Source organism: Microbacterium dextranolyticum (assembly GCF_016907295.1).
Taxonomy (GTDB): Bacteria; Actinomycetota; Actinomycetes; order Actinomycetales; family Microbacteriaceae; genus Microbacterium; species Microbacterium dextranolyticum.
Window position 1 is genome coordinate 966,155 of record NZ_JAFBBR010000001.1, and the last position, 13,213, is coordinate 979,367.

Here is a 13,213-nt window from a genome sequence, read left to right on the forward strand (position 1 = left end):
CGCGCTACGGAGCCGTCGCCTGCTGCGCCCACGCATACGCGGTCTCGGGGCGGCCGCGACTGCCGTATCGAGGAGCGCGCTCGAGTCGTCCCTCGTCGGCGAGGTGCTCGAGGTAGCGGCGCGCGGCGACGCGAGACATCCCCAGTGCGTCGCCCGCCTCGGTCGCCGACAACGGGCCCCCGGTGCGGACCGCCTCGGCGACCCGTGCGAGCGAGGTCGCCGACAGCCCCTTCGGCGGCAGCACCGTGCGGGCCGTGGGCGTCCGCGCACTGAGGAGGGCATCGATCTCGCTCTGCGTCGCGGGACCGCTCGCGCGTTGCGCCCGCGTGCGGTAGTTGACGTACTGCTCCAGGCGTTCGCGGAAGGTCGCGAAGGTGAACGGCTTCACGAGGTACTGCGTCGCCCCGAGCGCGACCATCTGGCGGACCACCTCGGCCTCGCGCACCGAGGTGATCGCGATGACGTCGACATCCGCCGTCCGTGCACGCACGTGGCGCACGACGTCGAGTCCCGTGCCGTCCGGCATCGTCACATCCAGCAGCACCAGGTCGATGCGCTCGCGGTCGGGCGAGTCCAGGATCGCCGAGACTGCGGCGCGCGCGCCGGTGCATTCGGCGACCACCTCGAAGCCCGGCACACGGGCGACGTACGACGCGTGCAGCTGCAGCGTCAGCGCCTCGTCGTCGACGAGCAGTACCCCGATCATGCGTCCTCCGTCGGCAGGATCACCCGGAACGTCGTGGGATCGACATCGACGGTGATCGTCCCACCGACATCTTCGACGACGGCGCGCACCAGCGCGAGCCCGACTCCGCGCCCCTCGGCGCCGGCGGGCTTGGTCGTGAAGCCGCGCTCGAACATCCGGGCGCGCACCTCGTCGGTCGGTGAGGCGCCCGAGTCGCTGACGTGCAGAGCCAGCTCGTCCTCGTCGGTGCGTCGCATCTGCACGCGCACCCAGCGCGGCGGCGGACCGGCCGCCGCGGCATCCAGCGCGTTGTCGATGAGGTTCCCGACGAGGGCGACCGCGTCGATCGGCGCGAGGGTCGAGGGCGGTGCGTCCGGAGCGATGGATGCCTCCCAGGCGATGCCCCGCTCGAGGGCCTGGGACGCCTTGCCGAGCAGAAGGGCGCCCACCGTCGGATCGCCCGCGGTGTACGCCGTGACCTGATCCACGAGCAGCTGGCTCTGTTCGGCGGAGTCGGTGAGGATGCCGACGGCCTCGTCGGTGCGCCCGAGCTCCAGCAGGGCCACCGCCGCGTGCATGCGATTGCCGTGCTCATGGGTCTGGGCGCGCAGCGCCTCGCCGAGGGTGCGCAGGGACTCCGCCGACGAGAGGGTGTCGCGGATCGCGCCGGCGGGCAGATCGCCCGCCACGCGACGCGTGGCGCGACGGGCCAGAGCCGCGCCGATGATGCCCGCGGCCAGGACGATGCCGCCGACACCGATCGCGACGAGCAGCCGGGGAAGGATCTGTGCGGACACGGTGTCGAGGGTCACGCCCACCGACACCCAGCCGACGAGGCGGCCGTCCGCCTCGATCGGAACGATCGTGCGCAGAGACCGGCCGAGCGTGCCCGTCGATTCCTCGGTCAGCTGGGTCGGCTCGGTCGGGATGGTGCCGACGTACGGTCGCCCGATCTCGTCGGGATCGCGGTGCGTGACACGGATGCCGCGGGCATCCATGATCGTGACGAAATCGACCCGGGCCTCGCTCATCACCCGCGTCGCGACCGGCTGCAGGGCGTCGGACGCCGCCGCATCGTCGCCGTCGGACAGCGCCGAGGCGACTGTGGGGGAGAGGGCGAGGGTCTGTGCGACGGCCTGGGTGACGCGCTCGGCTTCGGCACGCGTCGTCCGCTGTCCGTCCCAGATCAGGAGCACCGCTGTCAGCGCGGCGACCGCGACCGCCGACAGCAGCATCGCGACGAACAGCCGCGAGGCGGCGCTGCGCCGAGTCCTCGTCATCGCTCCTCCTCGTCGTCGCGTCGGTCCGCGAACAATACGACCACAATCCGGCGCGGGCGCCCAACCCCCGCACAGTGTCTGTATCCCGCCAACGGAGGCGGCCTCGAACAACGGCAGTTCACCAGGAGGACGATATGAGAATCGCACCCACCACCACGACGCGGCTTCCGCGGCTCTCTCGCCGCCGCGGCCCGGGCAGCTGGGACAAGCACACGTGGTTGTACGTCTCGGTGATCATCGCCGTCGCGGCAGGCATCTTTGTCGGCCTCCTCTGGCCGCAGTTCGCGACCGGTCTCGAGCCCATCGGGAAGGCCTTCGTCAACCTGATCAAGATGATGATCGCGCCGATCATCTTCTGCACGATCGTCGTCGGCGTCGGGTCGATCGCCAAGGCGGCCACGGTCGGCAAGATCGGCGGTCTGGCGCTCCTCTACTTCATGGTCATGACCACGTTCGCGCTCGTGATCGGTCTCGTCGTCGGCAACATCATCCACCCGGGCACGGGGCTCAACATGGCGGGCGCGCACTACGACGCCTCCTCGCTCGAGGCGAAGTCGACGACGGAGTTCCTCATGGGGATCATCCCGACGACGTTCTTCTCGGCGTTCACCGGGGAGAGCGTGCTGCAGGTGCTCTTCATCGCCCTCCTCGTCGGATTCGCGCTGCAGAAGATGGGCGACAAGGCCGCGCCGATCATGTCGGCCGTGAAGAACCTGCAGGCGCTCGTGTTCCGCATCCTCGGCATGATCCTCTGGCTCGCGCCGATCGGCGCGTTCGGCGCGATCGCCGCCGTCGTGGGCAAGACCGGGGGAGCGGCGATCGTGAGCCTCGGCATCCTGATGATCGCCTTCTACATCACGTGCGCCGTCTTCGTCTTCGGAGTGCTCGGCGTGCTGCTGTACGCCGTGACCCGCGTCAACATCCTGTCGCTCATGAAGTACCTCGGCCGCGAATACCTGCTGATCGTCGGGACGTCCTCGAGCGAGTCGGCTCTTCCCCGACTCATCGCGAAGATGGAGCATCTCGGCGTCTCGAAGCCCGTCGTGGGCATCACGGTGCCCACCGGCTACTCCTTCAACCTCGACGGCACGGCGATCTACCTGACGATGGCGTCGCTGTTCATCGCGGCGGGTATGGGCGTGCCGATGTCGATCCCCGAGCAGATCGGCCTGCTGGTGTTCATGGTCATCGCCTCGAAGGGCGCCGCGGGCGTCACCGGTGCGGGCCTGGCGACCCTCGCCGGAGGGCTGCAGGCGTTCCGCCCCGACCTCGTCAATGGTGTGGGCGTCATCGTCGGCACCGACCGCTTCATGTCGGAGGGACGCGCGGTGACGAACTTCACCGGCAATGCCGTCGCGACCCTCCTCATCGGCACCTGGACCACGCAGATCGACCGCGAGCAGGTGCGTCGCGTGCTGGCCGGCGGCGACCCCTTCGACGAGTCGACCCTCGCCGGCGACGACCATGGGGCGGGCGCATCCGCGCCGGTCGCTCCGACTCCCGCCGCAGAGACCGCCGGCATCCGCTGAGCGCGCCGCTTTTGCCACGCATCGCCGTTCGCGTCAGCGGGCGGCGATGCGGCCTTCGCGCACGAGATCGGCGAACACGGCGAAGGGCGCCGCGGCCAGCGACGGAGGTGTTCCCTCGGCCTCGGGGTGCCACTGCACCGCCAGGATCGGAAGTGTCTCGTGCTCGATCGCCTCGACGACGCCGTCGCCCGCGACGGCCGTGGCGACGAGTCCCGTGCCGAGGTCGCGGATGGCCTGGTGATGGCCCGACGCGACCGCGATGGTCTCGCCGTCGAGCTCGGCGCGCAGGCGCGATCCCTCGACGACCGAGACCGGATGCCACGCCCACTCCAGCTCGCCGCCCTCGCCCCCCGGTGTGTGCCCGACGTCGGAGTGGGGCATGTCCTCGACGAGTGTGCCGCCGAACGCCACATTCAGCACCTGCAGACCGCGGCAGACGCCGAGAACGGGGATGCCGCGCTCCACCGCCGCGGCCAGAACGCCCAGATCGAGGTCGTCCTGGGCGGGATTGACGTCATAGCAGGGTGCGGCGGTGTCGCCGCCGTAGCGGGCGGGATCGATGTCGCCGCCGCCCGGCAGGACGACGCCGTCGAAGCCGTCGAGGTCGGTGCCCCGCACGACGACGACGTCGAGGTCCTCGGCGCGGACGAGCGCCGCGACGTCGTCGAAGATCGCGTTGGCGAGCGCGACGCGGGGGTCGGCGCCGTCGGCATCGGAGAGGCGGGCGGGCATCGCGATTCGGGGAGGCATCCGACCATTCTCCCCCCGGTCGGCCGCATCGTCCGTCGCCGGGGTCGCCGTCGCCGGGAAGCCCGGTGCCCCGTCGTCGGCTGTGACGGCGCCCGGACCGGGTGCGCCCGCGTCGTGGTGCGCGCGGCGTGAAGGCGCTCGTCGCGCAAGGACGACGTCGATCGCGACGCCCAGACCGATGGCTACGACGATCGACACGATCACCGCGAGCAGGGGAGAGCCCGGGATCAGCGCTCCGATCACGCCGCCGATCACGGCCTGATAGGTCGCCCAGGCGAGCGACGCGGTCGCCGAGATCACGAGGAACCGGGCGTACGCCATGTGGGTCGCCCCCGCCGTGAGGGTCACCGCGATGCGGGCGAACGGGATGAATCGGGCGGTGAAGACGATCACCGCGGCGTTCCGGTGCAGGCGGACGCTCGCCCAGGCGAAGGCGGTCTGCGCCCGCGCCGTCCTCATCCACCCCCAGCGGTGCAGGCCGACCAGGCGCCCGGTTCCGTACCAGAGCGAATCGCCGGTGACGGCGGCGGCACCGGCGACCGCGATGACGGCCCAGAGCGGCGGCGACCCGGTCGCGGTGGCGAGGGCGCCGAGCGCGGTGACGGCCGCCTCCCCCGGTACGACGACGAGGATCGCGTCGAGGGTGACCAGGCCGAACATCGCCAGCAGTGCCCACGGGCCCTGCGCGATGTCCGTGAGCAGATCGGTCGGAGCCACGCCCTCTGGCTACCAGGCGGCGGTGAACGAGCGCTGTCCGACGGGTGGCCGGGCGCGCCAAACGACGCGCGTGCGACCGGATGATGACCGGTCGGCGAGCATCGCGTGAAATCACGTCGCTGAGGGCATTCCGGGGCGCTGTGCAGCGTGCCGGGGCGCCACCCTGGATCCGTGCGCATCGCGATCGTCACGGAATCGTTCCTGCCTCACATGAACGGGGTCACGGGCTCCGTCCTCCATGTCTCGGAATGCCTGCGCCGCTCCGGTCACGACGTCCTCGTGATCGCGCCGTCGGCCGCGCGGGGGAGCGGAGCGGTCGCGGGCACTGACCTGGCCCACCGGGTTCCCTCGGTCGCCCTGCCGAGCTACCCGGCGGTGCGCGTCTCGGCCCCGCACTCGGCGTCGCTCGTCCGGCGTCTGCGCCGCTTCGATGCGGACGTGGTGCATCTCGCGTCACCGTTCGTGCTGGGATGGCAGGCGCTCGTCGCGGCGGACGAACTGGCGCTGCCGTCGGTCGCCGTCTATCAGACGGACGTCGTCGCGTACACGCGTCACTATCGGATGCCGCAGGCCACCGCCATCGCCGAGAAGCACGTCACCCGGCTGCATCGCCGGGCGACGCTGACGCTCGCGCCGTCGCGCGCCGCCCAGACACAGCTGGAGGAGCTCGGCGTCGACCGGCTGGCGCTGTGGGGGCGCGGCGTCGACGGACGCCTGTTCCACCCCTCGCGGCGCGACGACGCGTGGCGCGGGGCGGTGCTGGCCGGCGGAGCCCCCTCCGACGAGACCCTCGCGGAGAGTCGTGTCGTCGTCGGCTACGTCGGACGACTCGCCCCGGAGAAGCAGGTCGAAGACCTCGTCGCGCTGAGGGATCTTCCCGGCATCCGTCTCGTGATCGTCGGCGACGGTCCCTCGCGCCCGCTGCTCGAGCAGCAGCTGCCCGAGGCGCTTTTCCTCGGCCACCTTTCCGGCGACGAGCTCGCCCGCGCCGTCGCGAGCTTCGACGTCTTCGTCCACCCCGGCGCGAGCGAGACCTTCGGGCAGACGATCCAAGAGGCGATGGCTGCCGGCGTGCCGGTCGTGGCGGTCGGCCAGGGCGGGCCGCTCGACCTCGTGCGCTCGAGCATCGACGGCTGGCTCTACCGTCCCGGCGACCTCGACGACCTCCGCGCGCGGGTCGCCGACCTCGCCGGCGACCCCGCGAAGCGGCGGGCGTTCGCCGCCGCGGCGGCCGATGCCACGCAAGGCCGCACCTGGGAGGCCCTCACGACGGCCCTCGTCGGGCACTACGAGCGTGCCCAGCGCCTGCGCCGGATCGACGATGTCCGCATGGCCCGTGCCGTCCCCCGCCCGGAACTGCCCGCAGCCCCTGCCGACGAGCGCCCGGCGTGGCGCCGTTACGTCGCCCTCGGAGATTCGGTCACCGAAGGACTGTGCGACACGTCGCGCGTGCCCGAGGGGACGTACCGCGGGTGGGCGGACCGGCTTGCCCATCTGCTCGCGCACTCGGGCGGAGCGGGCAACTTCCGCTACGCCAACCTCGCGGTGCGCAGCCGCCGCGTGCAGGACCTCCTGGTCGAGCAGCTGCCGGCGGCGGTGCGGCTGCAGCCCGACCTCGTCTCGATCCTCATCGGGGCGAATGACCTCGTCGGAAGCCGACGCATCGACATCCCGGCGCTCGCCGCCGCCGTGGGGGGCGCGGTGGAGAGTCTGCAGGCATCCGGCGCGGAGGTCCTGCTCGTCACCCCGTTCCTGCCGCGTCGCCGCCCCGCGATGATCTTCGCCCGCCGCTTCGCCCGGTTCAACGCGGAGCTGCGCCGCATCGCGAGCCGCACCGGTGCGACGCTGCTCGACCTCGACTGCCACCCCGAGATCGGTGCGCTCCACCTCTGGTCGGCCGACAAGGTGCACCTGCGCGCAGCGGGGCACCGCCTGCTCGCGTACCGAGCCGCCGACGCGCTGGGGGTTCCGGATGCCGGTGCCCTGAGCGGCCTCGACGAGCTCTTCCACGCCGAGGACGAACCGCCTGTCACCGGCACGTGGCTCCGCCGCGACGCGCTGCCGTGGGTGTGGCGACGACTGCGCGGACGCACCGCGGGCGACGGCGTCTCGGCCAAGCACGACGACTACGTCGTCATCCCGGGGCCCGGCTCCCGCGACCGCGCGCGCGCCGTCTGACCGCGCGACGGCCGCTCGGCGACCGCGCGCCCGGTCAGCCGGCGCGGCGGACCGCGTCGGCGGCCTCGACGAGAGCGAGGTGCGAGAGCGCCTGCGGCGTGTTCCCCGCCTGTCGGCGACCGGTGACGTCGTACTCCTCCGAGAGCAGGCCGACGTCGTTGGCGAGCGCGCACACGCGATCGAGCAGCGCCGCGGCATCCTCTCGTCGACCTGTCGCCGCATACTGCTGCACGAGCCACAGCGAGCACGCGAGGAACGGGTTCTCGCTGCCCGGGAGTCCGTCCACCGCGCCGGCGGTCCGGTAGCGCTGCACGAGCCCCTCGGTCAGGAGCGTCTGCTCGATCCGGTCGACGGTCGCCAGCATCCGCGGGTCGTCCGCCGCGCAGAATCCCACGGTGGGCAGGAGCAGCAGCGAGGCATCCACCTCGTCGGTCTCGTCGTGCTGCCGGAACCACCCGCCGTCTGTCACCGCGTGCGCGTCGATGTCGGCGCGCACCTCGTCGCGCAGGCGCTCCCAGGTCTCGACCGGCCCCGAGAAGCCATACTCACGCACGGCGCGGATGCCTCGGTCGAACGCCGCCCACACCATCGCGCGCGAGTGGGTGAAGCGGCGCGGCTCGCCGCGGATCTCCCAGATGCCCTCGTCCGGCTCGTCGAGGCGAGCCACGACGTGCGCGAGGAGCGCCTGTTCGAGCGGCCACGAGAACTCCGACTCGCCGAGCCCCGCGTCGCGCGCGGCATGCAGCGCGACGAGAACCTCTCCGATGACATCGGCCTGATACTGCTCGGCCGCGCCGTTGCCGATGCGCACCGGAGCCGCACCGCGATAGCCGGGGAGAGAGGTCAGCTCGCGCTCCTGCAGGTCGCGCTCGCCGCCGATGCCGTAGACGATCTGCATCTGCGCCGGATCGCCCGCGATCGCGCGCAGCAGCCAGCGCCGCCAGTGCGCGGCCGCGCGCACGAAGCCGTGCGCCACGAGAGCCTGCAGGGTGAGCGCCGCATCGCGCAGCCACACGTAGCGGTAGTCCCAGTTGCGCGAACCCCCGAACTGCTCGGGCAGCGACGTCGTCGCCGCGGCGATGATCCCGCCGGTGTCGCGGTGCGTGAGGGCGCGCAGGATCAGGAGCGACCGGGCGATCATGTCACGGTGCGGGCCGGTGGCGTCGATGCGCTCGGCCCAGTGCGCCCACCAGGCGTTCGTTCGGGCGAGGGCGTCGTCGACGTCGATCGCGGCCGGCGCGGGGCGGTACGAGGGATGCCAGGTGAGCACGGCATCCTCCCGCTCGCCGGCCGCGATGCGTACGGACGCCGTGTGCACGTGGTCGTCCGCCGTGAGGCGCGGACCGCGGATGACGAGGCTGTCGGGACCGGCGATCGCGATGAGTTCGGGCTCGTCATCGGTCCCGGCCTGGCGCACCCAGGGCAGGGCCCGCGCATAGTCGAAGCGCATGCGGAGGCGATGGACGAAGACGACCTCGCCCGAGACGCCGACGATCCGCCGCACCACGTCGATCCGCTCCGGGCCGTCGGCGGCCCTGTCGGCGACGGGCAGCACGTCGTGCACCTCCGCGACGCCGCTCGAGGTCGTCCACCGGGTGACGAGCGTGAAGGTGTCACCGTCGTAGTGGCGCTCCGCGACGGCGCCCTCGTCGTCGGGGCGCAGCTGCCACGACCCCTGGTCGTCGTCGCCGAGCAGAGCGCCGAACACCGACGGCGAGTCGAACCGGGGGACGCACAGCCAGTCGATCGCCCCCTCCCGTGACACCAGCGCGGCGGTGCGGCAGTCGCTCAGCAGGGCGTAGTCCTCGATCTCAGCGGGCATGCAGGCGATTCTCGCAGGCCGCGGCGATACGGTGACCTCATGTCCGAAGACACGGTCCTCGTCGTCATCGGCGCGAACGGCGACCTCGCCTCGCGTCTGCTGCTTCCCGCTCTCGGCGAGCTCCTCGCCGACCACCCCGAGCATCGGCTGCATCTCGTCGGGGTCGGGTCATCGGGCTCGACGGATGCCCGCTGGCGGAAGATCGTCCGCACGGCCTTCACCGCGGCGGACGCCGCGGACGCGCTGGGCGCCTCGGTCCTCTCGACTCCGTACGTGCGCGCCGACGCCTCGACGGCCGACGGCATGCGGACACTCCTCGCCGCCCTCCCCGAGGGGCGCGTGGTGCTCTACTTCGCCGTGCCTCCGCAGATCGCGGCGTCCGCCTGTCGGGCGCTGCGCCCGCGCGACCTGCCGACGGGCACGATCCTCGCCCTCGAGAAGCCGTTCGGCTCCGACGAGGAGAGCGCACGAGAGCTGAACGATGTGCTGCAGGCGCTTCTGCCCGAGCGCCAGGTGTTCCGCGTCGACCACTTCCTCGGGCGATCGACGGTGCTGAACCTGCTCGGGGCGCGTTTCGCCAACCGGTTCGTCGAGCCGGTGTGGTCGGCGGAGCACATCGCCGAGATCTCCGTCCGCTTCGACGAGACCCTCGGTCTCGAGGGGCGCGCCGGGTACTACGACCGGGCGGGCGCGCTGGAGGACATGATCCAGAGCCACCTGCTGCAGGTGCTCGCGATCCTGACGATGGCGGCGCCGGCGACACTCGGCGAACGGGACGTGCGTGACGCGACCGGTGCGGCGCTGCGAGCGACGCACGTGTGGGAGGACGATCCGGTGCGCTTCTCTCATCGCGCCCGGTACACCGCCGGCGAGGCGGCGGGTGAGCAGCTGCCCTCGTACGTCGACGAGCCGGGCGTCGACCCGGCGCGAGAAACCGAGACCCTCGCCGAGGCGACCTTCGAGGTGCGCGATGCGCGCTGGTCAGGCGTGCCGATCACGCTCCGGTCGGGCAAGGCGCTGGGTGCGCCGGCGATGGAGATCGTGGCGAAGATGCGTCGTGTGCGGCACTTGCCGGAGGGATTCACCGGTCCCGAAGAGCCCGACGAACTGAGGTTCGGTCTCGGGCCCGATCGGCTGTCGCTGTCGATCAACGTCAACGGGGGGCGCGACCCGTTCGCGCTGCAGCGCGCGACGCTCACGACCGACCTCGGCGTCGGTGCCCAGCGGGCGTACGTCGATGTTCTCGGCGCCCTGCTGGACGGCGATCCGACCCTCTCGGTGCGCGGCGACGCCGCCGAGGAGTGCTGGCGGATCATCCAGCCGATCCGTGACGCGTGGTCGCGCGGCGATGTTCCCCTCGACGACTACCCCGCCGGATCGCACGGCCCCGCCTCCTGGGGTTCCCCCGGGCGGGGTGCCACCGCCTGATCCGCGGGGCGGACGGGCCCGGCTCAGCCGCTCTTGCGACGGAACTCGCGCTTCGTGACCGCGCCATGCGTGCCGTGGACCGCGGAGTCGCCGTCGAGGTGCGCCTCGCCCGTGCGCTGACGGGAGTTCTTCTTGTCGAGCGCCTCCTTGAACTTGCGTTTCATCTCATCGGATGCCGTGGTGTCGTCGGTGCTCATGGCATCCACCCTACGCACGCGTGCGCCGGCCCGACAGGCGGTCGCCCCGGCACGACGCGACGGTCGGCTGGTAGGCTCGTAGAGGATGACGTGGATTCTCCGCGCCATCCGGAGCAGGCCGGCAGGAAGCTGGTCCCCTGTGGTGGGTTCCCGTCTCGTACGGTGGCTTTCGACTGGTGGCCAGCGCTGACGCCGAGCCGGCGCCCGTGCGGCGTCGGCGCGCGTCTGGATCTGCCTGTCCCCGCTCCTTCGCACGATCTCGTGCGCGAAACGCGCGTGCGAGTCTAAACAAAGAAGGAGAGACCTCTTGGAAGGTCCAGAAATCACCGCCGCAGAAGCCGTCCTCGACAACGGCCGCTTCGGCACCCGCACCATTCGATTCGAGACCGGTCGTCTCGCGCAGCAGGCGCAGGGCGCTGTGGCCGCGTACCTCGACGAGGAGACCATGATCCTGTCGGCGACCTCCGCCGGCAAGCACCCCCGCGAGGGCTTCGACTTCTTCCCGCTGACGGTCGACGTCGAAGAGCGCTCGTACGCCGCCGGCAAGATCCCCGGCTCGTTCTTCCGCCGCGAGGGTCGGCCCTCGACCGAGGCCATCCTCGTGTGCCGTCTCATCGACCGTCCGCTGCGCCCGTCGTTCGTCTCGGGTCTGCGCAACGAGGTCCAGATCGTCATCACCGTCCTCTCCATCGCCCCCGGCGAGTTCTACGACGCGCTCGCCATCAACGCGGCCTCGCTGTCGACGCAGATCTCGGGTCTGCCGTTCTCCGGCCCCATCGCCGGTGTGCGCCTCGCGCTCATCCCCGGCTTCGGCGAGCACGCCGACCAATGGGTCGCCTTCCCGACGGCCGCGCAGGTCGACGAGGCCGTCTTCGACCTGATGGTCGCCGGTCGCGTTCTCGAGGACGGCGAAGTCGCGATCATGATGGTCGAGGCCGAGGCCACCGAGAACAGCTGGAACCTCATCAAGGGCGGCGCCACCAAGCCCAGCGAAGAGATCGTCGCGCAGGGCCTCGAGGCCTCGAAGCCGTTCATCCGCGAGCTCGTCGCGGCGCAGAACGTCGTCGCGAACACCGCGGCCAAGGAGATCCAGCCCTACCCGGTCTTCCCGGCGTACGCGCAGGAGACCTACGACTTCGTCGCCGGCCGCGCCTACGACCGCCTCGTGCCGGTCTACCAGATCGCCGACAAGGTCGAGCGTCAGAACGCCGACGACGCCGTCAAGGACGACGTCAAGGCGCAGCTGAGCGCGGCCGTCGAGGCGGGCGAGCTGCCCGCGTCGGCTCTTGCCGAGTTCTCCGCCGCCTACAAGTCGGTGACGAAGGTCATCGTGCGCGGACGCATCCTCACCGAGGGTGTGCGCATCGACGGCCGCGGTCTCGCGGACATCCGTCCGCTGGATGCCGAGGTCCAGGTCATCCCGCGCGTGCACGGCTCGGCGATCTTCCAGCGCGGCGAGACCCAGATCCTGGGCGTCACGACGCTGAACATGCTGAAGATGGAGCAGCAGATCGACTCGCTGTCGCCCACGACCAGCAAGCGCTACATGCACCACTACAACTTCCCGCCGTACTCGACCGGTGAGACCGGCCGTGTGGGTTCGCCCAAGCGTCGCGAGATCGGGCACGGCTTCCTCGCCGAGCGCGCCCTCGTGCCGGTGCTGCCCAGCCGCGAGGAGTTCCCCTACGCGATCCGTCAGGTCTCCGAGGCCCTCGGCTCCAACGGCTCCACCTCGATGGGCTCGGTCTGCGCGTCGACCCTCGCACTGCTGAACGCGGGTGTGCCGCTGCGCGCGCCCGTCGCCGGTATCGCGATGGGCCTCGTCTCCGACCAGGTCGACGGCGAGACCCGCTACGCGGCGCTGACCGACATCCTGGGCGCCGAGGACGCGCTGGGCGACATGGACTTCAAGGTCGCCGGGACGAGCGAGTTCGTCACCGCGATCCAGCTCGACACGAAGCTCGACGGCATCCCGTCGTCGGTGCTGACCGCCGCGCTGACGCAGGCGAAGGATGCCCGTCTGACGATCCTCAACGTCCTGAACGCCGCGATCGACGGCCCCGACCAGATGGCGCCGACGGCGCCCCGCGTCATCAGCGTGCAGATCCCGGTCGACAAGATCGGCGAGCTGATCGGCCCCAAGGGCAAGACGATCAACGCGATCCAGGACGAGACCGGCGCGCAGATCTCCATCGAGGAGGACGGCACCGTCTACATCGGCGCGACCGACGGCCCGTCGGCCGAGGCCGCTCGCGCGCAGGTCAACGCGATCGCGAACCCCACGAACCCGGAGGTCGGCGAGCAGTTCCTCGGAACCGTCGTCAAGATCGCCACGTTCGGTGCGTTCGTCTCGCTCCTGCCGGGTAAGGACGGCCTGCTGCACGTCAGCGAGGTCCGCAAGCTCGCCGGTGGCAAGCGCGTCGAGAACGTCGAGGACGTCCTCGGTGTCGGGCAGAAGCTGCTCGTGCGCATCACGAAGATCGACGACCGCGGCAAGCTGTCGCTCGAGCCCGTCCTCGAAGAGCCCGCCGACCAGGAGGGTTCGGCTGCGGCCAGCGAGGGCCCGGGAGACGCGCCCGCCGAGGGCTGATCCCCGACACAGACACGGATGCCCGTTCCTCCCGACT

Annotated in this window: 9 protein-coding genes; 4 read left to right on the forward strand and 5 right to left on the reverse strand. The window is 71.5% G+C overall.

Annotation, left to right across the window (positions count from 1 at the left end; translation table 11 throughout):
• Positions 1-4: 4 nt before the first annotated feature.
• Positions 5-706 (reverse strand): response regulator, encoded by a 702-nt coding sequence (locus tag JOE64_RS04285; protein ID WP_204963110.1) that lies wholly within the window; start codon positions 704-706, stop codon positions 5-7.
• Positions 703-1,965 carry a sensor histidine kinase gene (locus JOE64_RS04290; protein ID WP_204963111.1) on the reverse strand — a complete coding sequence of 421 codons (1,263 nt, stop codon included), beginning with the start codon at positions 1,963-1,965 and terminating at the stop codon, positions 703-705. Before JOE64_RS04290 ends, JOE64_RS04285 begins: the two co-directional genes overlap by 4 nt.
• Before the next feature lie 134 nt (positions 1,966-2,099).
• Here JOE64_RS04290 and JOE64_RS04295 point away from each other — a divergent pair, with 134 nt between their 5' ends.
• Positions 2,100-3,494 (forward strand): cation:dicarboxylate symporter family transporter, encoded by a 1,395-nt coding sequence (locus JOE64_RS04295; protein WP_204963112.1) that lies wholly within the window; start codon positions 2,100-2,102, stop codon positions 3,492-3,494.
• Between the two features lie 33 nt (positions 3,495-3,527).
• On the opposite strand, the gene JOE64_RS04300 is transcribed toward JOE64_RS04295, so the two are convergent.
• Positions 3,528-4,961 (reverse strand): gamma-glutamyl-gamma-aminobutyrate hydrolase family protein, encoded by a 1,434-nt coding sequence (locus JOE64_RS04300; RefSeq protein ID WP_204963113.1) that lies wholly within the window; start codon positions 4,959-4,961, stop codon positions 3,528-3,530.
• Between the two features lie 171 nt (positions 4,962-5,132).
• On the opposite strand from JOE64_RS04300, the gene JOE64_RS04305 reads away from it, so the two are divergent.
• A complete protein-coding gene (locus JOE64_RS04305) occupies positions 5,133-7,139 on the forward strand; it encodes a GDSL-type esterase/lipase family protein (RefSeq protein WP_204963114.1) in 2,007 nt (668 codons plus the stop codon).
• A gap of 34 nt (positions 7,140-7,173) precedes the next feature.
• Here the strand turns inward: JOE64_RS04305 and JOE64_RS04310 are convergent, their stop codons facing one another.
• Positions 7,174-8,961: a glycoside hydrolase family 15 protein gene (locus tag JOE64_RS04310; RefSeq protein ID WP_204963115.1), complete on the reverse strand. Its 1,788-nt coding sequence runs from the start codon at positions 8,959-8,961 to the stop codon at positions 7,174-7,176.
• Positions 8,962-9,000: 39 nt separating this feature from the next.
• On the opposite strand from JOE64_RS04310, the gene JOE64_RS04315 reads away from it, so the two are divergent.
• A complete protein-coding gene (locus JOE64_RS04315; RefSeq protein ID WP_204963116.1) occupies positions 9,001-10,389 on the forward strand; it encodes a glucose-6-phosphate dehydrogenase in 1,389 nt (462 codons plus the stop codon).
• Positions 10,390-10,412: 23 nt separating this feature from the next.
• Here the strand turns inward: JOE64_RS04315 and JOE64_RS04320 are convergent, their stop codons facing one another.
• On the reverse strand, positions 10,413-10,586 hold the full coding sequence (locus tag JOE64_RS04320; protein ID WP_204963117.1) for a DUF5302 domain-containing protein: 174 nt from the start codon (positions 10,584-10,586) through the stop codon (positions 10,413-10,415).
• A 307-nt stretch (positions 10,587-10,893) separates the two neighbouring features.
• On the opposite strand from JOE64_RS04320, the gene JOE64_RS04325 reads away from it, so the two are divergent.
• Entirely contained in the window at positions 10,894-13,176 is a 2,283-nt protein-coding gene (locus tag JOE64_RS04325) for a polyribonucleotide nucleotidyltransferase (RefSeq protein WP_204963118.1), read from the forward strand.
• Positions 13,177-13,213: the final 37 nt, after the last annotated feature.

Bases quoted from the DNA above. Each gene is read 5' to 3' on its own strand.
- JOE64_RS04285 (WP_204963110.1), bottom strand. From the start codon at position 706: ATGATCGGGGTACTGCTCGTCGACGACGAGGCGCTGACGCTGCAGCTG.
- JOE64_RS04290 (WP_204963111.1), bottom strand. From the start codon at position 1,965: ATGACGAGGACTCGGCGCAGCGCCGCCTCGCGGCTGTTCGTCGCGATG.
- JOE64_RS04295 (WP_204963112.1), top strand. From the start codon at position 2,100: ATGAGAATCGCACCCACCACCACGACGCGGCTTCCGCGGCTCTCTCGC.
- JOE64_RS04310 (WP_204963115.1), bottom strand. From the start codon at position 8,961: ATGCCCGCTGAGATCGAGGACTACGCCCTGCTGAGCGACTGCCGCACC.
- JOE64_RS04315 (WP_204963116.1), top strand. From the start codon at position 9,001: ATGTCCGAAGACACGGTCCTCGTCGTCATCGGCGCGAACGGCGACCTC.
- JOE64_RS04320 (WP_204963117.1), bottom strand. From the start codon at position 10,586: ATGAGCACCGACGACACCACGGCATCCGATGAGATGAAACGCAAGTTC.